This window comes from Fibrobacter sp. UWP2 (genome assembly GCF_900141705.1).
In the GTDB taxonomy this organism is placed as follows: Bacteria; Fibrobacterota; Fibrobacteria; order Fibrobacterales; family Fibrobacteraceae; genus Fibrobacter.
On the sequence record NZ_FQYM01000021.1, the window covers coordinates 1 to 23,081 of the forward strand.

19 protein-coding genes are annotated in these 23,081 nt (G+C 51.8%); 5 read left to right on the plus strand and 14 right to left on the minus strand.

Annotation, left to right across the window (positions count from 1 at the left end):
• On the minus strand, window positions 1–285 hold a 285-nt coding region (locus BUB55_RS10045; RefSeq protein ID WP_143152881.1), incomplete at its 3' end, for a hypothetical protein.
• Window positions 286–380: 95 nt separating this feature from the next.
• Between BUB55_RS10045 and BUB55_RS14240 the strand changes: the two genes are divergently transcribed.
• Window positions 381–539, plus strand: a complete 159-nt coding sequence (locus tag BUB55_RS14240; protein WP_159431962.1) for a hypothetical protein — start codon at window positions 381–383, stop codon at window positions 537–539.
• Between the two features lie 61 nt (window positions 540–600).
• The gene (locus BUB55_RS10050) at window positions 601–1,317 is read left to right on the plus strand and encodes a hypothetical protein (protein WP_143153006.1); all 717 of its coding nucleotides are present in this window, start codon (window positions 601–603) and stop codon (window positions 1,315–1,317) included.
• A 2-nt stretch (window positions 1,318–1,319) separates the two neighbouring features.
• Here BUB55_RS10050 and BUB55_RS10055 read toward each other — a convergent pair whose 3' ends face one another.
• The 8 genes from BUB55_RS10055 to BUB55_RS10090 all read right to left on the minus strand — a co-directional run bounded on the left by BUB55_RS10055 (window position 1,320) and on the right by BUB55_RS10090 (window position 12,269).
• On the minus strand, window positions 1,320–2,258 hold the full coding sequence (locus tag BUB55_RS10055; protein ID WP_073190687.1) for a UDP-glucuronic acid decarboxylase family protein: 939 nt from the start codon (window positions 2,256–2,258) through the stop codon (window positions 1,320–1,322).
• Window positions 2,259–2,348: 90 nt separating this feature from the next.
• Window positions 2,349–3,221, minus strand: coding sequence for a hypothetical protein (locus BUB55_RS10060; protein ID WP_073190690.1), 873 nt, complete (start codon window positions 3,219–3,221; stop codon window positions 2,349–2,351).
• Window positions 3,218–5,914 carry a hypothetical protein gene (locus BUB55_RS14475; RefSeq protein WP_200778529.1) on the minus strand — a complete coding sequence of 899 codons (2,697 nt, stop codon included), beginning with the start codon at window positions 5,912–5,914 and terminating at the stop codon, window positions 3,218–3,220. The genes BUB55_RS10060 and BUB55_RS14475 overlap by 4 nt, the downstream gene beginning before the upstream one ends.
• A gap of 271 nt (window positions 5,915–6,185) precedes the next feature.
• Window positions 6,186–7,016, minus strand: a complete 831-nt coding sequence (locus BUB55_RS10070) for a type III pantothenate kinase (RefSeq protein WP_073190696.1) — start codon at window positions 7,014–7,016, stop codon at window positions 6,186–6,188.
• Window positions 7,017–7,056: 40 nt separating this feature from the next.
• The gene (locus BUB55_RS10075; RefSeq protein WP_073190699.1) at window positions 7,057–8,571 is read right to left on the minus strand and encodes a Na+/H+ antiporter NhaC family protein; all 1,515 of its coding nucleotides are present in this window, start codon (window positions 8,569–8,571) and stop codon (window positions 7,057–7,059) included.
• 60 nt (window positions 8,572–8,631) lie between these two features.
• Window positions 8,632–9,495: a carboxylating nicotinate-nucleotide diphosphorylase gene (nadC, locus tag BUB55_RS10080; protein WP_073190703.1), complete on the minus strand. Its 864-nt coding sequence runs from the start codon at window positions 9,493–9,495 to the stop codon at window positions 8,632–8,634.
• Window positions 9,496–9,497: 2 nt separating this feature from the next.
• Window positions 9,498–10,949 carry a sugar transferase gene (locus tag BUB55_RS10085; RefSeq protein WP_073190706.1) on the minus strand — a complete coding sequence of 484 codons (1,452 nt, stop codon included), beginning with the start codon at window positions 10,947–10,949 and terminating at the stop codon, window positions 9,498–9,500.
• Between the two features lie 30 nt (window positions 10,950–10,979).
• Window positions 10,980–12,269, minus strand: coding sequence for a homoserine dehydrogenase (locus BUB55_RS10090; protein WP_073190709.1), 1,290 nt, complete (start codon window positions 12,267–12,269; stop codon window positions 10,980–10,982).
• Window positions 12,270–12,431: 162 nt separating this feature from the next.
• On the opposite strand from BUB55_RS10090, the gene BUB55_RS10095 reads away from it, so the two are divergent.
• A complete protein-coding gene (locus tag BUB55_RS10095; protein ID WP_073190712.1) occupies window positions 12,432–13,604 on the plus strand; it encodes a sugar transferase in 1,173 nt (390 codons plus the stop codon).
• A 540-nt stretch (window positions 13,605–14,144) separates the two neighbouring features.
• Complete coding sequence (locus tag BUB55_RS10100; RefSeq protein WP_159431963.1) at window positions 14,145–16,298, plus strand: glycoside hydrolase; 2,154 nt, start codon at window positions 14,145–14,147, stop codon at window positions 16,296–16,298.
• A gap of 90 nt (window positions 16,299–16,388) precedes the next feature.
• Here the strand turns inward: BUB55_RS10100 and BUB55_RS10105 are convergent, their stop codons facing one another.
• From BUB55_RS10105 to BUB55_RS10125, 5 genes are all read right to left on the minus strand, one after another.
• A complete protein-coding gene (locus BUB55_RS10105) occupies window positions 16,389–17,027 on the minus strand; it encodes a hypothetical protein (protein WP_073190718.1) in 639 nt (212 codons plus the stop codon).
• 125 nt (window positions 17,028–17,152) lie between these two features.
• Window positions 17,153–17,962 carry a glutamate racemase gene (gene murI, locus BUB55_RS10110; RefSeq protein WP_073190721.1) on the minus strand — a complete coding sequence of 270 codons (810 nt, stop codon included), beginning with the start codon at window positions 17,960–17,962 and terminating at the stop codon, window positions 17,153–17,155.
• Window positions 17,959–20,118 (minus strand): UvrD-helicase domain-containing protein, encoded by a 2,160-nt coding sequence (locus BUB55_RS10115; protein WP_073190724.1) that lies wholly within the window; start codon window positions 20,116–20,118, stop codon window positions 17,959–17,961. The genes murI and BUB55_RS10115 overlap by 4 nt, the downstream gene beginning before the upstream one ends.
• Before the next feature lie 54 nt (window positions 20,119–20,172).
• On the minus strand, window positions 20,173–21,177 hold the full coding sequence (locus tag BUB55_RS10120; RefSeq protein WP_073190727.1) for a lysylphosphatidylglycerol synthase transmembrane domain-containing protein: 1,005 nt from the start codon (window positions 21,175–21,177) through the stop codon (window positions 20,173–20,175).
• Between the two features lie 6 nt (window positions 21,178–21,183).
• Window positions 21,184–21,963, minus strand: coding sequence for a class I SAM-dependent methyltransferase (locus BUB55_RS10125; protein ID WP_073190729.1), 780 nt, complete (start codon window positions 21,961–21,963; stop codon window positions 21,184–21,186).
• Window positions 21,964–22,251: 288 nt separating this feature from the next.
• Here BUB55_RS10125 and BUB55_RS10135 point away from each other — a divergent pair, with 288 nt between their 5' ends.
• Complete coding sequence (locus BUB55_RS10135) at window positions 22,252–23,064, plus strand: sigma-70 family RNA polymerase sigma factor (RefSeq protein ID WP_073190735.1); 813 nt, start codon at window positions 22,252–22,254, stop codon at window positions 23,062–23,064.
• Window positions 23,065–23,081: the final 17 nt, after the last annotated feature.

The window sequence follows — 23,081 nt, forward strand, 5'->3', positions numbered from 1 at the left end:
TACGCGCACCTTCGCCTTGCCGCCCGCGATGTACACGGAACCGCCCTGGCTGGACCACTTCTTGAAGCCCTCCCTGGGGTGGTATGCTGCACCGCCGAGCTGTTCCCTTTCGGCCAGGAGTATCGCCTCCACGAGCCTTGCGCCCATCTCCCTCGACAGCGCGTCAAGGCAGCTTTTCCCCTGTTCGGCAAGGTCGGCCAGAACCACCCCGATACTGGTCGAAATGTCGATTTCTTCGCGGCGGACGATTGACAGTTTTGGGGTTCTTTTTGTACTTTTCATCATGGTGGTTATCCTCTTGCTTGGTGTTTTTTTGCTGAACCAAATTTACAAGTTGGAGACCACCTTTTTCTTTTTGGTTGCAGAAATTTCAACTAACTTTGGGGCATCTTCTCGACGCACGCTTTACCTTGGGAATCACTTCCCTTACCAGCGACGATGCCGACGACTGGCTTGACCACACCTACGAAGATTATGCACCCGATGACCGTCCCAGCGACTTCATCATCCATGTAGGCGCCACCTACTGGTTCATGTAATCTCCAATACACTTACAGAATAGCCTGACGCATGTCAGGCTGTTGTTTTATGAGAGCTTTTTTGTTTTTCGTATCGATTCTATGCGGCTTTTCCGCAGGCGCTGAATACCATTTGGGAATTCAGGCCAACGGCTCATACAATACCGTTTGGAATTTTTACGACAAGGTGTCCATCAAAAAAGACGCCATATCCAAACGAACAGAAAAGCCACTTTTCAAGGATTCCAAGCAGCGCTATTTTACCGAAGGCGAAAACGTCGACGGCTTTGGATGGAGCATTGGGGCGGCATTCTCAAAACCCGTCACCTCCCACCTCGAACTGCACTCCCACCTGCTATTGGGTTTCCGCAGTCTTGGCGTCAACACGGAACTTTTCCGCGAAGACTCCCTGGAAACACAGCAAAAAAACATCAGCGAAGGCAAGCACGATTTCGGGATCAAGTACTGGAACCTGGACCTGCCAATTTTTGCAAGAGTCCCTCTGCCAGGTAAAACCTTCATTGACGCGGGCCTGCAAGTTTCGTACATCCTCAAGGCCGACTTGAAACTGGATATCTTGATGATGGACGTAAAGACATACGCCCCCGGTTTCAACCTAGGCACCTTACTCCAAGCAGGGAAAACCCTTACGGTAAAGGGGCACCCCATTGACCTGCAATTCGCATTCATTTTGGGGCTTACGCCCATACTCAACGACGACGTAAAAGACTACGTCACCAAAGACTTGAATCCCAAGGACTGGATTTTGCAGCTGGGTCTAAGCTACTGGATCTTCTAGCGTTATTGTTTAGCTTTCAGCAAATTGTCAAAATAGGCGATCGTCTTTTCGAGTCCCTGTCGCAAAGGAATGGTCGGCTCCCAGCCGAGGGCACTCTTCGCCAGGTCAATATTGGGGCGGCGCATCTTGGGGTCATCGCCCGGAAGCGGTTTATAGACAATCTTGCTCTTGGAACCCGTCAGGTCAAGCACTTCCTTCGCAAGCTCGAGCATCGTGAATTCACCGGGGTTGCCGATGTTCACGGGGCCAATGATCTTGTCCTGGTTCATCATACGCACGAATCCCTCGATGAGGTCGTCCACGTAGCAGAAGCTGCGCGTCTGACTGCCATCACCGTAAATCGTGATGTCTTCGCCCTTGAGCGCCTGCACAATAAAGTTCGACACCACGCGACCGTCGTTCATGAGCATGCGCGGGCCATAGGTATTGAAAATACGCACAATACGGATATCGACATTATTTTGTCTGTGATAATCCATAAAGAGCGTCTCGGCAACGCGCTTGCCCTCGTCGTAGCAGCTGCGGATACCGATGGGGTTCACGTTTCCCCAGTAGTCCTCGGTTTGCGGGTGTACCGCCGGGTCGCCGTAGACTTCGCTCGTACTTGCCTGCAAAATGCGGGCCTTTACGCGCTTGGCCATACCGAGCATGTTGATGGCGCCCATCACACTCGTCTTGATGGTCTTCACCGGGTTGAACTGGTAATGGATGGGGCTCGCGGGGCACGCGAGGTTAAAGATGCGGTCCACTTCCAACAAAATCGGTTCCGTCACGTCGTGGCGGATAAGCTCGAAACAGCGGTTATCGCGCAGGTGCGCGACGTTCGCCATGCGGCCCGTAAAGTAGTTGTCAAGGCAAATCACCTCGTGCCCGTCGTTCAGCAGACGTTCGCACAAGTGACTTCCCAAAAATCCTGCACCACCGGTAACTAAGCAACGCATACTGAACTCCAAAAAAGAGTGGGCCCTAAATCACTTCGTATAATATAGAATTATTCTTTTCACCAGAAAAAACTGTATCTAGTATTTCTACTAATTTCTGATGAAGATTTCTTTTTGGCCTTCTATCTTCAGAATTACCGGGTAGTGGGGCAAGGGCATGTTTTGCTCTAGCAAGCCGCTCCGGAGTACGCAGCCGTTTAGGTCCAGAAGGCTATACGGGCTACCGACAAGGGACGCCGGAGCCACAAGGCGACCATCGATCACCTGAATGCTTGGACTGTTTCGCTGCAACATTACGGAAACGCCGGCCGATTCGTAATCTTCGTCGGCAATCGGAAGCGGGAAATTGTTATTGGGAACATAATCATACCTATCCAAATACAAGCAATCTGCGGTAGAGTCGTTTTTAAATGTCGTATTCAGGCAAAGACTTTCATAACGGAGCACTCTTCCGGCATGCTCCGAAACCTCATTAGACCAAATTTTTCCAGCCTTTTGTTGAATCCTGTTGACCAGAGAATCAACCTGTGATTCAGTTAAACGCAAGAAACCACAGCGGCTCCATCCCACCAAATGGTCACGAATAACTTCAAAGGGCGTATGTTCGGCTCCGTACTTGCCAAAAAACTCAAAAACCAATTCACCATCATAGTCTACATGACCAAGATGCGGATGATAATCGTCTGGAAAATTTACATAATAGTTTGAATCCAACACCGACTCGCAAGCATTGTCGACACAAATGCTAAAATTTTCCCAGCTTTTTTGCTGTCTGTACCCAAAGTATTTCTTACATAGCGGAGAAAGCGTATCTTGTTTGTATTCTGAAATTCCCAACAAATCCGTATAATCTTCAATATACACACTCATGTAGACGTCTACATCACTTATGTATAAAGAATCACTTTGCGCATTCGCAACCAAGCTTGTCAAAAGAAATAAAAATACAATTAACTTTTTCATAAAGCCCCCTCATACAAAGCCACATCCATTTGATTTTCTTTTGTAAGCGGATCAAAAAGTACATAAAAAATTGTTGAATATTGGTGAACCGTAATCCCATTACCCAAAAACTGCCCATACAGGACCTTGCTTTTCTCACCCTGTCCCAAAACAATCTTTGCATAAGGAGCGATTAGGCTCCCCGCCCACTCTCCGGCAATGTCAAGCCTGGATGTTCCATGATAAGTCAAACGAAAACCCTTCGCTATCGTACTTCCAATAGAAAAAACAGTTTGTTTTGCATTCCATAGTAAAGTTTCTTTGACATGTAAATCCGTCCTGTAGCCAGGCTCCGAGAATTTGACCTTGGAACCGGCATCCAATTGTAATGTTCCCACATGCATTGTTCCAGACTCTATCTGCAAAGTTCCGCCAAATTCCACTTTCAGTAATCTATATACACTTTCGTCTTTTAGTGTGAAAACTTCACCATTTTTCACAATTTTCTCAACAGAACCTACGTCAAAGGAAGATAGTTGATGAGGCAAAGTCCAAGGCCAAGATTCCTTTGGCATGTTCACATCAAAGCCTATTTTTGCATTGTCCTGCAGTTCCGTGTTAAAAATTTTATCAGGAGCACCATAGTAATGAACTTGCTCAGCGGATGCGTAGTTCCTCAACCAAGCCCTATTTTTTGCATAAATGTCTTTTACACTAGCTCTGACGCCCAAACGAACTCCATAGGGGCCAACAACATTTTCCGAAGCTATTGAAGAGCCGGCTTTTCGAACCTGAATTTTACTTCCATCATTAATCATTACATAGTCAAAGGAATACAGAGCTATACTCCTTGGCACAGCAACCGTTTCAAGACTTGCATCATCGGCAACGTACGGATCCGTTTCTCCCTCATCCACAATACCATTATGATTCAAGTCTTCATCCCCATCTAAAATTCCATCGCCATCCGAGTCAGAATCGAGTTCCGCCCGATAGCCGTCTCCATCTATATCCGCTAAAGGACTTGGAAATAACCCACCCTCGCTAAAAAAGAACCACATATAGGGGTACCCATCTTCGTTCCTATGGTCTTCCACGACCTGTGGAACTTTTGTATTGGGAACATGCGTTCGAACTGTGTAGGAATAGATTTCAACCTTATCTTCTATGCCGTCTCCATCAGAATCCCGAGGGTTTATCCCAACACAATAGTCTGGATCATAGGTGGTTATTCCAGAACAGGTATGGAATCTATAGATTTCGTCATAATCGACCAAACCATCGCCATCCGAGTCTGTATGCACAAGAGGATTCGTCAACAGCACACTCCTAGGAGTCTCAACAGCTATATATGTATCAAGATTCCTAGAAGATTCCTGCAAAACAGTTTTCCATTCAATCCAATCTACGGTCCCGTAATTATCGGCGTTCAATCGTTTTAAATAGAAATTTCCATTGGAAAATTCCTGAAAGCCACACACAACCATAACATGCCTCGTTCCTGAAGATGCAATAAATACAGGCATTCTATTTTGGATAAAAAATTTTATGCGTTCTTTATGGTTAGATAAATTGTCTTCACCTATTTTATGCAAATGGATATCATCTTCAGATAGGTTTAGAGCCCATTTCAAGCCTTTTTTATCTTCTTCAACGAGTCCCCCATCATACAATTGGAAGGGCTCATAAATATTATCGTTTTCCGCTTTGACATACATGGCGATTTCGTCCTGCGTCAAATCGCCATCGTCATTTATCCCCGTAAGTTTCTTTTTATAATAGCGATACATCATTTGAATGGCGATGGCCCAGCACCTTGCTCCAACAACTTCCTCCGGATTGAAAAAAATTGTTTCATCAACATGGTCCCAATTCCTATATGGAGTATACTCGCCATAATTCATATAAAGTAATGGTGTATCCTTTGCGCCACGTAAGGTTTCCACATCAAAAGAATCTACGGCAACAGGCTCATACTCCTCCGTTATGTAACTTATTACATTAAGTTCACCCGGTTTTATTGTCGGACTCGGAGCGTCTGGCAAAGGCATGTAACGATTCCCGCTTTCAACTTTCCAATAATACGTTCCTGTATCCAAGGCTACAGGAACCATATTCCTCGACGTTTCCGTTTCGTACACCATATTTGTATCTTTGTCATAAACAACAAGACGATACATCTCTGCATATCCAACCTGATTCCAGACAAAGTGGATGACATTATCTGAATCTTTTAAAATTTTCGTACCCGAAGGATACGTATTCGAACTTGCATTGGGTAAAACTTCTGGTTCAGCAAAATCAACCGGTAATCCGTAAACAAGGGAATCCTCCACATATACGGCCACATTTGTATTGGATTTGAAATTTTCGCTGCCTACATAACTATAGTTTGCAAATTTGTCATACGAGCCCCAATCTCTCCTATAAATGCCAAAGCACATTCCGGCTTCGTAGGGGAATAATCCCACGGGGAGTTCGCCTACTGCTATCGTCAGAGCAATAATTTCTGAATTTATGGTATCGATGGTTATCGTTTTTCCTGCATCATCATATATATCAACATTCAGGTCATTGTTATTTTGCAAATAGTACTTGATTCTTACATTTTTCAAGTTCTGATGTTCATTATTTGTTATGCGCAAACGAAGGACCATCATATTATTTAAACTAATTTGCTCGTCTTTCGTCTCCACAGAAAGAGCGAAAGACATGTTCACAAAGAACAAGACGATAGCGAGGATAAAACGCCTTCCAAACAAAATAAGTAACCTCATGCAAATGACGTTACTTTGAATATATATATATATGTATGTAGAATTGCATGTAAAATGTCAGTTTACACAATTCAAACTCTTACACATGGTTTCTTCGTAAAAGTATCCCTCGGCGATACCGGGCGAATATACTCTTAAAAAAGCCATTTTTTTGATAAAATAATCAATTTCTCTGCAATGTTATATATAACAGAAGTTGTCAATAGCTTTATTCTTCTTCAGTATCTCGTTCCAGTTCTGCGGCGGAGTTGCCATGGAGAGCCACCAGGCGCACACCGTTCAGAGTCAGGTACGGATCGTAAGTATCAATCACCTTGCTGTGGCCCATCACCATGCGACCCCAGCCACCCGTTGCAAATACGGGAACTTTCTTCTTGCCCATCTCCGCCTTGATCTTTTCGACAAGCGTCTCGAGCTCCGCCATAAAGCCGTACAAAAGGCCCGCACGGATGGCATCATCGGTATTGTTCGCAATCACGTGTTCCGGCCATTCGATGCTCACCGGCAACAGGCGCGCCGCCTTCTCGGTCAGCACATCCAAGCTCGCGCTAATGCCCGGGATAATGAGGCCACCGGCAAAACCGCCGTCCTTCATCACGTCGAACGTAGTCGCCGTACCCATGTCCACCACGATGGCGTCTTTGTAGCCGCGGTCGCGGAGCGCGATAATGTTGCAGAGTCGGTCGGAACCGAGCGATGCCGGGTTCGGGTACGAAATCGGGCAGCCGAGGCAGTTCTTGGAACTCACCACCTGCACCGGGCGCTTCAAAAGGGTCTGCAAGGCCTTGATCCAGGGGCGTTCATGCGCAGGCACCACCGTCGAGAGGCCCACATGCGTAATCGCCGAGGGCTTGATCTCGGAAAAACGGACGAGGCCGCCAATGCGGTTCATCACCTCGTCACTTGTGGTTTCCTTGCGGGTCGTGAGCCTCCAGTGGTCCACCACCTTGTCGCCTTTAAAAATACCCAAAACCGTGTGGGAGTTGCCCACATCTACCACAAACGAGAACGTATCCGACTTTTTCAAATTCTTTTTCATGTGCAAATCACTGTTTGCTCAAAAAAATAGCAAATTCGGCCTACCGCAGTTTCTTCTTGAGGAGCAGAGCACCCCCGACAATCAGCGCAAGGCCTATGGCGAGCGAAAGTATCGCGCTCCTCGTGAATCCCGCCACGATATAGCAGACAAAGCTCACGCAGGCCACCGAAAGCGCATAGGGCAACTGCGTATTCACGTGGTTCACATGGTTACAGTCCGCACCGGCACTCGCCATAATCGTCGTGTCCGAAATCGGTGAAATATGGTCACCGCACACAGCCCCCGCCATGCACGCCGAAATAGAAATAATCATCAGGTTCGGATCGATGCTCGAGAACGCCGCCACCACAATCGGAATCAAGATGCCGAACGTCCCCCACGAGGTTCCCGTAGAGAAGGCAAGCCCCACACCGACAAGGAAGATAACCGCCGGCATCAAGTTCATAAATCCGGCCGCGCTTCCCGAAATGAGACCCGCCACAAAATCCTTCGCACCGAGCGTATCGGTAACGCCCTTCAAGCTCCAGGCAAGCACAAGAATCAAAATCGCGGGGACCATTGCCTTGAAGCCCTCGGGCAGGCACTCCAGGCATTTGCCCAACTTCAAGACGCGGCGCCCCAAGTACCAAATCACCGTCACCACAAGCGCACCAAAGCTGCCAATCACAAGGCCAACCGAAGCGTCGCTCGCACCGAACGCATCGACAAATCCCTTATGCGCTTCTCCGCTCGAGAAGAATCCGCCCGTGTAAATCAATCCGGTCACGGAGAATACAATCAATATGGCAATCGGGAAAATCAAATCCGCGACAGTCCCGCGGGAGTCTTCGCGCTTCAGGGACTCCGTCTGCGCCTCCAGTTTTTCGGCCGCGGTCTCGTATTTTTTCATCGGGCCAAAATCCACCTTCAAAAGAATCACCGTAAACAGAGCCGCGATGGTAAGCAGAGCGTAAAAGTTGTAGGGAATCGACTTCACGAAAAGTCCCAGGCCATCTTCGCCCTCGACAAAGCCGGTCACCGCCGCCGCCCACGAACTGATTGGCGCGATAATGCATATCGGAGCCGCCGTGGCATCTATCAAGTACGCCAGCTTTTCGTGGCTGAGCTTAAACTTGTCCGTAACGGGACGCATCACGGAACCCACCGTGAGACAGTTGAAATAGTCGTCCACAAAAATCAAGATACCCAAGATGACAGTCGCCAGCTGGGCGCCCACCTTGGACTTTATGTGCTGTTTTGCCCACTCGCCGAATGCGGCCGCCCCGCCGGACTTGTTCATCAAGGCGACCATCGTTCCCAAAATGACAAGGAAAAAGAGTATGCCCACATTCCACGGGTCCGACACCTGCTTGACCATGCCATCCTTGAATACGGCGTCCAAGAAATGCGGGAAGTTTCCTTCGCTAATGAACAGCCCACCCATCAATACGCCAACGAACAGGGACGAATACGCCTCCTTCGTTATAAGGGCAAGGACAATGGCCACAACCGAGGGCACCAGTGCCCAGAACGTTCCATGAAAATAGGATACAACTTCAACAGCCTGTTGTTCCATAAGATACTCCTTGGGTTTTCAAGGAATATAAAAAAACGAGAGTTTTGTGGTTTTAGCCTACTAGATTCGCATCGAAATATCGAGCGCCTTCACGCTGTGCGTCAGCGCCCCGACCGATATGTAGTCGAGCCCGAGCGTCGCGATCTGCTTGGCGCGTTCCAGCGTCATGTTGCCGCTGCCCTCGACCAGGCATTTGTCGCCGCTTTCCTTGATAATCTTCAAGGCGTCGGCCATCATTTCGTTGCTCATGTTGTCGAGCATAATCACGTCCACGCCCTTGTTCAAAAGCGCACGGAGCTGGTCAAAGTTTTCGACTTCCATCTCGACCATCAAATTCTTGGTATTGTGGGCACGGACCACTTCCAAAGCCTGGAGCACACCACCGGCGGCCGCAATGTGGTTGTCCTTCACAAGCACCATGTCAAAAAGGCCCATGCGGTGGTTAGAACCGCCGCCCACGCGCACCGCGTACTTTTGCAAAGTACGGAATCCAGGAACGGTCTTGCGGGTATCGAGCACCTTCGTCTTGCCGCCCTTCAGGGCTTCTTGGAACCTGTGGGCGACTGTCGCCACACCACTCAACTGCTGGACAAAATTCAAGAGCGTGCGCTCGCCCGTCAAAAGCTCATGCGTCGTCCCGTCGAGTTCCGCGATCAGGTCGCCGGGTTTCACCACGTCGCCGTCCTTTTTGTGGAGCGTCACGGAGGTCTTCGCCTTCAGTTCCTGGAACACGAGTTCAATCACCGGGAGGCCCGCAAGTACGCCGTCTTCTTTTGCAATCAGGCGGGCATGCTGCTTTTGGTCGCTGGGGATGGTCCACTCGCTTGTCACGTCGCCCGTGCGCACATCCTCGGCAAGCGCCAAGCGAATCATAGTGAGGGCATCTTCTACAGGGAATTTAGGTGTTGAGTTATCACCGTACATTTCTACTGCGCTCCTTTTCCGGTCAGCACTACGTAAACCGTACGCACGAGAATCTGGAAATCCAAGAGCAGGCTCATGTTCTCGTAATAGTACATGTCGTACTGCAACTTGATTTGCACGTCCTCAATGCTGGTGTCGTAATGGTGACGTACTTGCGCCCAGCCCGTAAGACCAGGCTTCATTTTGAGGCGGCTAATGTAAAACGGAATCTGTTCGCGGAGCTTGCCAATGAACACGGCTCGTTCGGGGCGGGGGCCCACCATGCTCATGTCGCCCTTGAGCACGCACAAAATTTGCGGAAGTTCGTCAATGCGGGTCTTGCGAAGGAACTTGCCTATCTTGGTTATGCGCGGGTCATCTTTGGTAGCCCACTGCGCACCGAACTTTTCGGCATCGGTACGCATGGTGCGGAACTTGTAAACCGTAAAGGGTTTGCCGTACAAACCGATACGCTCTTGCGAATAAAAAATCGGACCGCGGTCGTTCAACTTGATGGCGATGGCGGCAAAAATGCAAAGCGGCAACGAGCAAAGCCCAAGGAAGGCGCCGAACACAATGTCGATGATGCGCTTGACTCGCACCTGCCAGGGCGGCATGGTAAACGCGAAAAGTTCCTGCAATTCAAAGCCGTGGACCAGGTTGCCCTTGAACTGGCCGTTCACCACGGGGTACAGCTCAGGAACCACGTAAATATGGATAGGCAGTTCGCAAACCCATACCAATACGCGCATAATCTCTTGCGGCGAGGCACTGTCGTGGGCGATGATGATGCCGCTCACCTTGTGCTCTTTGACCAGCGTCGGCAAATCGGAATACTTACCCAAAACAGGGACTCCCGCAAATTCATGCGGAATCACCTGGAAGCGTTCATCCACAAAGCCCACCACACGCTGACCACGAGCAGGCGTCTTCGCCAAGTCCTCGGCGATCTTCTTGCCCGCCTCGGTCGCACCCAAAACCAGCATATTGTTGGCGCCGTAACCCAGGCGAAGGAGCCCGCGAAGGCACCAATAAATGGCCATGCGAAACGCCGAGACCAAAGCCAGGGCAAGACCGCCATAGATAAATATCCACGGGAATCTCGAACCGTACAGGTAATCCTGGTTCAACGGCTGGTTCGTAAAAATTTTGCCCAAGAACTCAGCTCCGAACAAGCCGATAATCACAAGGACAATGCCAACCACAATCGCGCGAAGCACGCGCAAAATCTGGTGAGTCCTCGAGAGCAGCAGCCAGGAACGGTAAAGTCCCGCACAGGTAAACAACAGGAGCCACCCCACGTTGAGGACAATCCCCATGTACATGTACTGGTCAAAAGTCTTGCTCGGGTCAAACTTGTCGGCGATCCAGCCACTGTGGAACTGCACCCAGAACGCCAAGACGAAACAAATCGACAAGGCGACAAAGTCCGAAAGGACCAACAAGATGCGTTCCAATGTAGTAGCCCGAATCATACCAACCTCAAATTACAAAAATGCGGGCGGTTAAGCCAAGAAGCGGATCACCTGGCTCTTTTCGACAATTTCGGGCAGAGCGTCGATAGCGTCGACCGCCTTCGAGGTCTTGCAATCCTGGGTCTTTTCGGTGATTACCACGATAGAAACCTTACCCGGATCCTTCACGTTTTTCTGGATAATGGTTTCGATAGAAATCTTGTTTTCGGCCAGGATGCTCGTAATCTTGGCAAGCACACCGCAAGCGTCACGGGAAGTGAAGCGCAGGTAGTAGCGAGATGTCGTTTCCGAAATCGGCACGAGCGTTGCAGAATTGTCGACATTGAACCAGCCCATCGGGAGTGCCTTACGGCTACCCTGGTCCACAGAGCGGGCCAAGGACACAAGGTCGGCCACCACGGCAGAAGCGGTCGGCAAGCGGCCAGCACCGGCGCCGGTCTGGACCGTTTCGCCCAGGTTGTCGCACTTGAGGTACACGGCATTGATCACGCCGTTCACATTCGAAAGCAGGTTGTCGTTAGAGACAAAGCACGGATGCACGCGGGCATCCACGCGGTCGCCGTCGCGGTGGTAAATGCCGAGGAGCTTCACGCAGCAGCCGATTTCCTTGGCGAATGCGATATCCTGGGCGGTAATCTTCGAGATTCCGGTCACGTGAATCTTTTCGAAGTCCACGCGCTTGCCACTGCAGAGGCTAGCGAGGAGGGCCGTCTTGTGGGCGGAGTCGATGCCTTCGATATCGAAGGTCGGGTCGGCTTCGGCAAAACCGAGCTTCTGGGCATCCTTCAGGACCACGTCGAAGTCGAGGCCTTCGTCGGCCATGCGGCTCAGGATGTAGTTACAGGTACCGTTAATGATGCAGCTCAGGTGTTCCACCGTAGAGCCGAGCAGGCCTTCCTGCAGGCTGCGGATAATGGGGATGCCACCACCCACGGCTGCTTCGAACAGCACGTGCAGGCCGTTCTTGGCTGCAAGCGGGAAAATTTCGTGACCATACTTGGCGAGGAGAGCCTTGTTGGCCGTCACCACATGCTTGCCGCTTTCGAGGGCGGCGAGGATCCACTTGCGCGGCATGTTATAGCCACCGGCAAGTTCCACGAGCACGTCGATATCGTTACCGGCAATCATCTCGTCGGCATTGGTCGAAACCTTGTAGCCCTTCGCCTTGTACGGGGCGACTTCTTCTTCGGACTTCGCGCAAATGCAAGCGAGTTCGAGTTCGACTCCGAGCTTTTCCTTGTACTCGGCAATCTTCTGTTCCAGAATCTGAATGACACCGCCACCGACGGTTCCAGTACCAATTAAGCCAATACGCAGCATAATGCGTCTCCATTTTTGAATTTTACGGCGGTAAAGATAGAAATTAGTGGTTAGTGGTTAGCGGCTAGTAATTAGTGATTGGTCAAAAAAATGACGCTTTTCTCATTTGCAATCCCGTTTACTAACCACTGTTTACTGACCACTTTTTCTAAATTACTTGACATGGAACAGGAAACCTCAAATCCAGCGATTGACAATCTGCTTAACGAGCAGAAATTGAAAAATATCGTCTATCCGGCACGCCTTTTCAGAACGCGCCTCAACGAGGAATTCCTGAGGGCGAACCGCACCCGCAGGCCATTCCTGTTCATCAAGATTTATTCCCACCAGTACGACTTCCTCGGCTGGGGACGCCCGTCCCGCATTGTCGAAAAAACCTGGCGCATCAGCCTGCTCACCATGTTCTCGCACCTCCGCTTTATCGACGTGCTGGGCTACTTGAGCGACAGCAGCGGCATCGGCGTCATTCTGCTAAATTCTGATATGAGCACGCTGGAGGGAATCCGCAAGGAAATCCTCCACAAGCTGAACGACGCCGGTCTTATCCAGGCGCTGAGGCACAGGCCAAAGAACCCCATATTCCAGGCCTACCTTTACTCGGGCCTCCAAGAAAAAGACAACCTGGAACTGGACGAAAAGCTCAAGGAATTCAACAGCACCAACGGCAGTTTCTTTACGCTGGAACGCCTGAACCTTTCGGACATTTGGGAGCATCCGCACACCATCAAGTTCCGCCACGTCATTAAGCGTACTACTGACTTGATTTGCGCGAGCCTCGCCCTGATAATCCTTTCTCCCCTGCTGTTGTTCTGCGCTTTGGCAGTCAAGCTCAGCGACCCCAAGGGACCTGTCATATTCAAGCAGACCCGTGTCGGCAGGAACGGCAAGCTGTTCACCATGTACAAGTTCCGCAGCATGTACGTGGACGCCGAGGAGCGCAAAAAGGAGTTGATGGCCCAGAACGAGACTGGCGGCAAAACGTTCAAGATGAAGAACGACCCTCGCATTTACCCGTTCGGCCATGTGCTTCGTAAGTTCAGCTTGGACGAACTCCCGCAGCTGGTGAACATCATCAAGGGAGACATGTCTGTAGTGGGTCCACGTCCGCCTATCCCGTCCGAAGTGGCGGAATACGAGCCGTGGCACCGTATGCGACTCTCCGTGACACCGGGGCTTACCTGCATTTGGCAGGTGAGCGGCCGCAGCAATATACCGTTCGAGGGTCAGATGCGCCTGGACAACGACTACATTCGCAGGGACGCCAAGCTCGGAGAAGACTTGAAGCTTATCCTCAAGACGTTCAAGGTCGTGTTCAAGGGCGATGGAGCGTATTAAGACCGCTCGCTCAGTACGTCGGATATCAAGACCTCCGGTTTTTCGCTCGCTCTCGGCTTCATCGCCGATTAATATCGGCGATTACGCCTCACGAAAGACCGCTCGCTCAGTACGTCGGATATCAAGACCTCCGGTTTTTCGCTCGCTCCCACCTAAAGGTCGCCATGTACACTAAGCGCTAAAGCGCAAGTGTCCAAAGGTCGGCTTCATCGCCGATTAATATCGGCGATTACGCCTCACGAAAGACCGCTCGCTCAGTACGTCGGATATCAAGACATCCGGTTTTTCGCTCGCTCCCACCTAAAGGTCGCCATGTACACTAAGCGCTAAAGCGCAAGTGTCCAAAGGTCGGCTTCATCGCCGATTAATATCGGCGATTACGCCTCACGAAAGACATTTCGGAACTTTCGGTTCCTCAATTGCTAGCAGGCGTTACTTTTGCTGCCAGAGTCTTGACATTTTCACAAGAAAAACCTCCATGCAAAAGGAGCGACGCCTATTTCTATTTATATTGTCAATAGACATTTAGGAGTCTGTGTTATGAAAACATCATTGATACCGGCAGCGTTGGCTGCATCGGCATTTTTCTCTTTCGCACAAGCGCAAACCGCAGCGAACATCACCGTTGACCCCGCCACAACCAAGCAAAAAATCCTTGGCTTTGGCGCCGGCAGCGTCTACTACCAAAGCTGGATTACCGCCATGGACGCCTCCATGCAAAAGGCATTCTACGACACCGCCTTCACCGGGCTGAACATCTCGTTCCTCCGCATTGGCAACTGGAAGCAAGAAGACACCACCTCCATCGCCAACGACGTTGCCATCGTCAAGGCAGGCAAGGAACGTCTGGGCAACCACCTCAAAATCGAGATGTCCAGCTGGTCCGCCCCCGGCCGTTTAAAACCGAGCGGCAGCGTCAACGGCTCCGACGGTCACTCCAAGGGCGAGAAGACCCTCAAAACTTCAAGCTCCGACCCCTACGGCAAGTTCGTCTACAGCGAGTTCGCCCATTGGTGGAAGACCTCCTACCAGACTTACGTGGACTTCGGCATCGCCCCGGACTACATCTCCCTCCAAAACGAGCCGGACATGGAAGCCACCTACGAAGAAACCTTGTTCGAACCGACCGAGACTTCCGAAATCGCCGGCTACAAGCAGGCGCTCCAGGCAGTCCGCGATTCCCTCAGCACGCTCGCCAACCCGCCCAAAATTATCGGCCCCGAACCGCTGGGCATCGGCTACAGCAACTTCGAGAAGTACGCAAAAGCTCTCGACGACAAGAACCTCGACGGCTACGCCTACCACCTGTACCACGCCGGTGACGGCAACGACAACTCAGGAACCAACTACCTGAACCCGCAAAACTTCGCAAAGGCCATGAGCGACATCGCCGCAAGCTACGGCAGTGACGACAAGCCCATCATCATGACCGAATTCTGCACCATGGAAAACGCCATCCGCGAACAGGACATGCTCGGGCTCGCCCACATCATGCAGGTCGGTTTTACCAGCGGCAAGCTGAATGCCTACATCGCCTGGGAACTGTACTGGGGCGAAGAAAATGGTCAATTGATTGGCGTATGCCCCGGCGAAGGCTGGAGCGGTTGCAAAGAGGCAAAGATCTACATCAACCCCGAGTACCACGCCATGCGTCACTACTCCAAGTTCGTGAACCCGGGCTGGCGCGTCGTCTCGGCCACCACCACGACCTCGGATCTCTACACGGTCGCCTTCCGCAGCGCCGACTGCGACTCCATCTCGGTCATCGCCATCAACAAGAGTTCCTCCGCCATGAAGCTGACCACCAGCGTGAACGGCTACAACTCCGTCTACGCGGTGCAATCCGTCGAAAGCGGCGACAAGAGCAAGGCCATCGCCGCCACGGGTAATGACTTCAGCCTCCCGTCCAAGTCCATCACCACCATCGTGTTCACCACGAGCAACACCGCGGCGCTCACCTGCGAAGACTCCCCCATCGAAGATCCCTACATCGACCCGTCCACGCAGTTCGGCGACAGCCTCGTGATTGTGGACTTCACGCAGGAGTCCTCCGCCGGAACCTGGAGCAGCCCCGACAAGCTCGCCGCCGTTGAATTTGTCAATACCCCGCTCGATGGCATCAACAGCTATGTCAAGGTCCCGCTCGCCGGATGCGCCCAGGACGACTGCGGCTACCAGCACCAGCTCTACACCATCAAGGACGACATCATCGTCAAAAAGCCGCTCACCACCTGCACGGACCTCGTATTCACCATGCGTAGCCTCGACACCGAGGACGCCTCCGTGAACATCGGCGGCGCCGGCGGCAGCAGCTGGATCAACTACCAGTACGGCAACACCGCCCCCGCGGGCGAATGGGCCCAGGTCAGTGTCCCGCTCAAAAACGAGCTCGACTCCACAGGGCTCGCCTTTGGCTCCAAGCAGTTCAGCTTCAACAGCGACAACGCGGGCATCTACATCGCAAAGATCGTAGCGACCGGTTGCGGCGGCACCAGCGCCATCAAGCCGGCAAAGAAGTTCGCTGTGAACGACAGCCATTACCACGCACAGATCTTCGACCTCAACGGCAACCTCGTTTGGGAAGGCCTCAAGAGCGAAGCCCTCAATGCAAGCGGCTCGCTCCGCCTCGACGTGCGCCAGGGCGCCTATATCGTGAAGACAAAGGCTTCGACCATAAAGGCGCTGAAGAAATAGTTACTAGAATATCTGGTATCGAACTTAAAAACAGAAAGCCTCCGTTGTTAGACGGAGGCTTTCTGTTTTTGTGGCGCTTTAGCGACGCTATCACCCCTCTTCCATGGCTTCCTTGAATTCGTCGACAATGGCGATGTATTCGTCGATTTTGTCTTCCTTGCTATTCAAGTGGTTGAGGATTTGCTCCAGGTGTTCCTTGTTGAACACGGCCTTGAGCTGGCGGCTGGCGTGGCCCTTGTAGCCCCATTCCTTGAGGATCTCGTCGGTCACCACAAAGGAGTCGTCCATGGAGACAAAGCGCATGGGACCCCACACGGCATAGTTGTGTTCCAACTGCATGCTTTCGGGTTCCGGCAATTCCGGGTTCGCCATATAGCGCTGGATATGGCGGGTACGCACGTCCTTGATCTTGTCGATACGCATGTAGCCCATAATCAAATACTTGTTGCGCATTTCGGAATCGCTCAGACCCTCGTAGCGAGTTCCAAAAAGAATGTAACGGCTCTTCGCTTTCACAATGGCGTTGATGTTCTTCACATTGCAGCAGCTCATTAGGCCGTAGGTGCTCGTTTCATAGTTCGGTTCGTAAAAGAAACCCTTGCCATTTTCGTTCATCTGGTCACGGACCGGCATTTCGGACTGGTGACTCGTTTCAACATAAAGCAGGCTTCCGGCAGCGTTGCCGCGATAGTCTTGCCAACCTTCGAGATTAATCTGTGTTTTCGGCATTTCTATTCCACTCAAAAAGGTGATACCCTACCAAACCGCCGACCGAGGTCGGCAGTTCGATAATAAAAATACAAGCGGACCCAAACAGGTTCGTCAGTAACATTTAGCAAAATAATATTTAAGGGCTAGAAAGTCAACGATTCCGCCGAAATATCGTGCATTCCGAACAAAAAAGCGCCTTTTTCGAAAAATTTCGCCGTATCGGAGGTCAAAAACTGGGTCTTCGAGCCCTTCGTAAGGCGTCCGTCCATCTCCGGGTGACGCTTCAGGTAATCGACCGTCTTCTGGGCAACGATGTCCCCCTGGAACACCAGGCGCACATGAGGCGGCAGGGCCGCACGGATCTCGGCCTCCAAGAGCGGGTAGTGCGTGCAGGCCAAAAGCACCGTGTCGATTTCGGGATCCTCGGCCAGGAGAGCATCCACTTCTTTTTTCACAAAGAACTTTGCGCCCTCGGTACCGCTTTCCCCGCACTCGACCAAGGGCACCCACATGGGGCACGCGTGCTGCGTCACCTTCACCTTTGGGAAAAAGTGACTAATTTCAATGACATAGCTCTTCGAGGAGACCGTCCCCGCCGTCGCAAAAATGCCGATGTGTCCCGTCTTGCTGTACTTGCCGATTTCCTCGGCGGTCGGGCGCACAATCCCCAGGACCCTGCGGTCGGGGAACTCGAAGGGCAACACCTGCTGCTGAATGCTCCTGAGCGCCTTGGCACTCGCGGTATTGCACGCGAGAATAACGAGCGGGCACCCGCGGGCAAAAAGCGCGCGGACCGACTCCAACGTATAGCGGTAAATGGTCTCGAAACTGCGGGAGCCGTAAGGCGCGCGGGCGTTGTCGCCCAGGTACATAAAGTCGTACTGCGGCAGCACCTTCTGCAAATCCCGTAAAATGGTGAGGCCGCCAAAGCCCGAGTCAAAAACGCCAATCATAGAGCCGTTTCCATCCTCTCCCTAATGACGTTCATCAAATCGCGACGAGGTTCCAGTTCGCCCTTCTCCTGCATCAACGCCCTCACGTCTATGGGTTCCAGAACCCGGGAGGTCACCTTTTTGCGACCGCAATCCCGGCGACGTTCCCAAGCACCCGCCGAGCCCTTGATGACCACAGGGAGAATCGTCGCCTGCGCCTCGATGGCAAGTCTAAAGGAACCGCTCTTGAACGGGGCAAGGTCGTCGCTCTTGCCGCGGGTCCCCTCGGGGAACACCGAAATGCGAGGGACGCGGCCATGCGCCAAGGCTTCGCGCACCAGGTCGGCGCCACCGCCCTTTTCGCGATTGATAAAAATACAGCCAATCTTGTGCATCCAAAAATTGAGGAATGGGATTCTGCCCAGCTGGGCCTTGGCAATAAAGCCAATCGTCCTCTCGATGGTCAAAAAGACCACGGGGATATCGACAAAGGAATTGTGGTTTCCCATCACAAACACAGGACGGGTCCAGTCCACCTTGCCCAAAAGCGCCTGGTCCTCAATGGTCAAGTCGATGTTGATAATGTCCATGCAAAAATTCGAGAACCACTGAATTTTTTTGTCGACCCACAAATCCACTTCGTTTTTGTGGAACAAGTACACAAACGGGAGCTTGAGAATGTGTTCGAACATGACGAACAGGACCCTCACCACCACGTATATTTTGAACAAAATAAGGGGCAATTTCAATTCCTCGTTTTTGGGACGGGCCTGCGGCAAGAACCTGGACTTTTTGAACTTCCGGAGTTTGCCCTTCCAAAACCTCTGTTTGCAATATAACAAAATTAAATAGGCCTCGGCACGGGTAACCCCCACATAATACAATCGGCGCTCCTCGTCCAGCTGCCTTTGGCGTTCGGCGCGGCTCCCCTGGCACTCCCCCGGCGTGAGCCCTTCGGCCAGCCCCGCATAGAACACCACCGCATACTGCAGTCCCTTGGAGGCGTGAACCGTTTCCACATGGACGCCGTTTTCCAGGGTCTCGCCCTCGTCCAGTTCGACCCCCGCAATGGGGAGCCCTGCATCCTTGAGAGCCGCCTCGTAATACAGCCTTTGACGGTTGTAGCGCACCAGTATGGCGAAATTTTTCCATTCCAGTTCATAGCTCTCCCGCAGTTCCTTGATCCACCCCACAATCTTCAGCATTTCTTCGACCGGATTCTCGGAATACCAAACCTCGGGCCTACGGTTCTCGCGGTACAGAGGGTTCCCGCCGGAGCCCCTCGTGTTGCCCGCCCGCAGCACCTTGCGCAAGCGAAGCGGCTTGTTCTCGAAAATGGAATTGGCAAGGTGCAAAATCTCGGGCACAGAGCGGTAATTCCATTCCAAGCGGATGAGCGAGCTCTCCTTGAAGTCTTCACAAAACCGGTTGATGTTCCCGATGTCGGCTCCGCGGAACCCGTAAATCGCCTGGTCATCGTCCCCCACCACAAAAAGTTCCTTGCGGCTCCCCAGCAACGCCTTCACCAAACGGTACTGCGAGGGGTTAATGTCCTGGTACTCGTCCACCAAAATTTCGGACCACTGCGCCCTAAAGTAATCCCGCGCCTCCCGGTGTTTTTCTAACAAACTAATTGCCAAGTAAATAAGGTCTTCAAAAACAACCGAACCCGAATCCAATACTCCTTGCCTAAGCGTTTTCAACTTAGGCACCAAGGAGGCCGGGTACGTATCGGCAAAGAGCTCCTCGCGGTTCAATTTTCCCGAAGGAATCCTGAGTCTGGAGAGTTTCGTCAAAAAATCTCGCTCCGCAGATTCCTGCGGCACCGGGGGCTTTTTAAAGCCCACCATCTCGTAGGCAAAACGCGAACCTATTTTTTGCTTGAGCATGAACAGCGCGAGCGAATGGAACGTACATAGCCGCACTCCCGCCTTGGGGAACAGCTTTTGCACGCGTTCGCGCATTTCCGCCGCCGCCTTCGCCGTAAAAGTCAACGCCAATATTTTTTCGGGATCAACGCCCATCGCAATGCGATACTGGATGCGCTTCGTTAAAACCGAGGTCTTGCCCGAACCCGCCCCCGCCAAAATCAAAAGTTGCGCGCCTTTTTGGTGGTCGTGCAAAACGGCCGCCCTCTGGTCACTGTTAAGACCATCCAAGATGCTTTGGGCATCCATGGGAACCTCAATGGAATGCCGCCAAGAACGCCGGCGGCTCTCTATCAAAGAAGGCTATTCTGCCTTCACTTTGGGATGCTCGGGCTTGTCGCCCAGCAAAAACACGAACGCGCCAAACAGGCTCAGCAAGAGGCTCACAAAGTAGGCCAAGAGCTGGATGACGACAGACTCCAAACTGGCAACACCCGCCTTGGCAAACAGTGACTGGGCCAACAACTCGCGTGGGCCAAAGCCGCCAATCGAAATCGGGAGCGCACTCACGATGGCGACCAGCGGGATGTAATAGAAGTACCACGAAATCGAGAGGTCAACGCCCACCACGATCCCGCAAAAGTAATGCACAAAAATTCGCAGCGACTGCGTCACCGCCGAGAGGAGCGAGATTTGCACCCACAGCCTAAACGAACGGAAATACTGGAAACGGTTGAACATGTGGTCCAGGCGGAAATGAATTTTTTGCGGCAGCACTTTCGCCATCAAATTGCTGCATAGCCGCCCAAGCCGCCTGCTGCAAAGGCACGCGAACAAAAGGCAAAATCCGAGGAATATCCAAATCGAGGGCCACACAAAGGCGCGCTGGGCGTCATCGTGCACAAAAAACAGGGCGCCCATGCCAAGCGCAAAGAGCGTCACAAAAAAGAGTCCGAACAAACGATCGAAGAACGTCGCCGTAAGCCCGGCCCCCACCGAGTCCTGCCCGCCTTGCATGCGAATGTCGTAAACCTTCTTGACATCGCCGCCCACGTTGCCCGGCATAAAGTTGTTAAAGAACAGCCCCACATAGTAGAGCTTGAGCAGGTGGCCGTACTTCAGGTGCACTCCCTGCTTTTCTAAAAGCAGTTTCCACTGCAAACAGGCCGTGAAGTTCGAAACAGCAAGGCACAAAAGCGCAATCACAAACGGGAGCACGCCGCTCCACGAAAACAGACGGAACAAATCCCCGACGTCCCAATCAGGAGCGCCTACAATGTTCCGGTACACAAAGTACGCCGGAACCAAAGTCACCACCAGCTTCAGACAAAAAACCAGGGTGGATTTCAGTTTGGGATTCAACGCCATAAGTTACTAAGGCTTGCGGCCAATCACTCCGATGCTCAACTGGGTGTAATGCATTACCGACACAGACTTGAGCGCATCCAAAATAGCGTCCTTCGCCTTTTGATACGTCGAGCCCTGCAGCGGGTACTTGGGCAATTCCACGCCCACTTTGAAACCGAACTCGCGAGCCATTCTATAGAACAGGTTCGGTCGCATCCAGTCCCCGTAGGCGTACTCGCACACAAAGCCAGCATCGGCCATGAGCTTTTTGAGCTGCGGCATCGTGAACTGCTTTTCCCAGCCCGCAAACCACTTGTCCATGGCAATCAAAATGTGTTTGATCACTGTGTACGGGTGGACAGTCTGCGGCACATCGCAAAGGCAGCAGCCCCCGTGCTTCAAAATTCGGTAATTCTCCTGGATCAGCGGGAGCGAATCCTTGAAGTGTTCCGCCAGGCCCTGGTGGAACACCAAGTCAAACGTACAGTCGGGGAACGGCGACTTGAACGCGTCTCCGCGCACCAGTTTCAAATTATCGTAAAGGTTTTCCTTGGCACGCAGAGCGTCCACAATCTTCAAACTGTTCTCGGCAAAATCCAGCACATAGACATCGGCACCCAAGCGGGCCAATTCGGCACTGTCACGGCCGGTACCGGCGCCAACTTCCAAAATTTTTAGACCATTAAGCTTGAAATTCTTTTTGATAGCTTCCAAAACAGAGGGAGACGAAGGGTAAACCTTGTCCATGTCGTTCTTTCTCTGCCAAAAACGATTCCAAACAGATTGATCAGGCTCTTTAATAGACATAACGCGCAAAAATATACGAAAAATCTTTACAAATCATTGTCTTGTAACGATATAAATATAGGGCGCGGGTCGGAAATCGCACCCGGTCAAAAATTACTAATTTCATGACAATAGTCACAAATACGTGACAAAGCAAGATTTTTTTTCTATTTTTCATGACAAATACACCGAAGCGGACGCCGAAATCGACAAAAACAGCCCCCATTAATATGATTATGGCAAAATTTTACACTTTTGGCACGCAACTTGCTTATAAAAAAAGCGATATTTAAGGTGCAAGGAATTACAATGCATATTGACTCTACCGATACCACACTCAAGCGTTACCTAGAAGATATTAGACGTACTGCACCGCTTTCCCGTGAAGAAGAGCAGATTCTCTTTAAAAAGGCCAAAGAAGGTGACCGAATTGCACGTAAGAAGTTGATTTCAGCCAACATGCGTTTTGTGCTCAAAGTCGCCATCCAGTATCGCGGCTGTCCCATCCCGCTGCCGGACCTGGTGAGCGAAGGCGCCATGGGCCTAGTGCGCGCCATCGAATCCTTTGAATACGACCGTGGCCTCAAGTTCATCAGCTACGGCGTGTGGTGGATCAAGGCTTACATTACCCGTGCCATCAACGAGCAGGGCAACCTCATTCGCTTGCCGGCAAACCAACACCTCCGCGTGCGTAAGGCTTTGCACGAACAGTCCCGCGGTAAAGAAATCAACGAAGAAATCCGCGAGCTCATCCAAATTGGCCAGCGCGGCGTCTCGTTCGACAGCCCCCTCAAGGCCGACTCCAAGGCGACCTACGCCGAAGTGCTCCCCGATACCGCGGCATCGAACCCCGAAGCCGATTCCGAAATCCAGAGCGTCGAGGCCTTGGCCCGCGACTTGATGGAGCAGCTCCCCGAACGCGAAGCGAAGGTCATCACGGGCATCTTCGGCATCAATCAGGAAGCCCCGCAAACATTGCGCGAGGTGGGCGAATCCATGAACATCTCCCACGAACGCGTGCGCCAGTTGCGTGACCAGGCCCTGCGCCGCATCCGCAAGTACAACAGCAAGGAATTCCTCCAAGAGAAAAAAGACGCGTTTTTGGCAGCTATCAATAAGTAGCAAGCCGAGCGTCGCGC

Bases quoted from the DNA above. Each gene is read 5' to 3' on its own strand.
- BUB55_RS10055 (WP_073190687.1), bottom strand. From the start codon at position 2,258: ATGCGTTGCTTAGTTACCGGTGGTGCAGGATTTTTGGGAAGTCACTTG.
- BUB55_RS10060 (WP_073190690.1), bottom strand. From the start codon at position 3,221: ATGAAAAAGTTAATTGTATTTTTATTTCTTTTGACAAGCTTGGTTGCG.
- BUB55_RS14475 (WP_200778529.1), bottom strand. From the start codon at position 5,914: ATGTCTTTCGCTCTTTCTGTGGAGACGAAAGACGAGCAAATTAGTTTA.
- BUB55_RS10070 (WP_073190696.1), bottom strand. From the start codon at position 7,016: ATGAAAAAGAATTTGAAAAAGTCGGATACGTTCTCGTTTGTGGTAGAT.
- BUB55_RS10075 (WP_073190699.1), bottom strand. From the start codon at position 8,571: ATGGAACAACAGGCTGTTGAAGTTGTATCCTATTTTCATGGAACGTTC.
- nadC (WP_073190703.1), bottom strand. From the start codon at position 9,495: ATGTACGGTGATAACTCAACACCTAAATTCCCTGTAGAAGATGCCCTC.
- BUB55_RS10085 (WP_073190706.1), bottom strand. From the start codon at position 10,949: ATGATTCGGGCTACTACATTGGAACGCATCTTGTTGGTCCTTTCGGAC.
- BUB55_RS10090 (WP_073190709.1), bottom strand. From the start codon at position 12,269: ATGCTGCGTATTGGCTTAATTGGTACTGGAACCGTCGGTGGCGGTGTC.
- BUB55_RS10095 (WP_073190712.1), top strand. From the start codon at position 12,432: ATGGAACAGGAAACCTCAAATCCAGCGATTGACAATCTGCTTAACGAG.
- BUB55_RS10100 (WP_159431963.1), top strand. From the start codon at position 14,145: ATGAAAACATCATTGATACCGGCAGCGTTGGCTGCATCGGCATTTTTC.
- BUB55_RS10105 (WP_073190718.1), bottom strand. From the start codon at position 17,027: ATGCCGAAAACACAGATTAATCTCGAAGGTTGGCAAGACTATCGCGGC.
- murI (WP_073190721.1), bottom strand. From the start codon at position 17,962: ATGATTGGCGTTTTTGACTCGGGCTTTGGCGGCCTCACCATTTTACGG.
- BUB55_RS10115 (WP_073190724.1), bottom strand. From the start codon at position 20,118: ATGGATGCCCAAAGCATCTTGGATGGTCTTAACAGTGACCAGAGGGCG.
- BUB55_RS10120 (WP_073190727.1), bottom strand. From the start codon at position 21,177: ATGGCGTTGAATCCCAAACTGAAATCCACCCTGGTTTTTTGTCTGAAG.
- BUB55_RS10125 (WP_073190729.1), bottom strand. From the start codon at position 21,963: ATGTCTATTAAAGAGCCTGATCAATCTGTTTGGAATCGTTTTTGGCAG.
- BUB55_RS10135 (WP_073190735.1), top strand. From the start codon at position 22,252: ATGCATATTGACTCTACCGATACCACACTCAAGCGTTACCTAGAAGAT.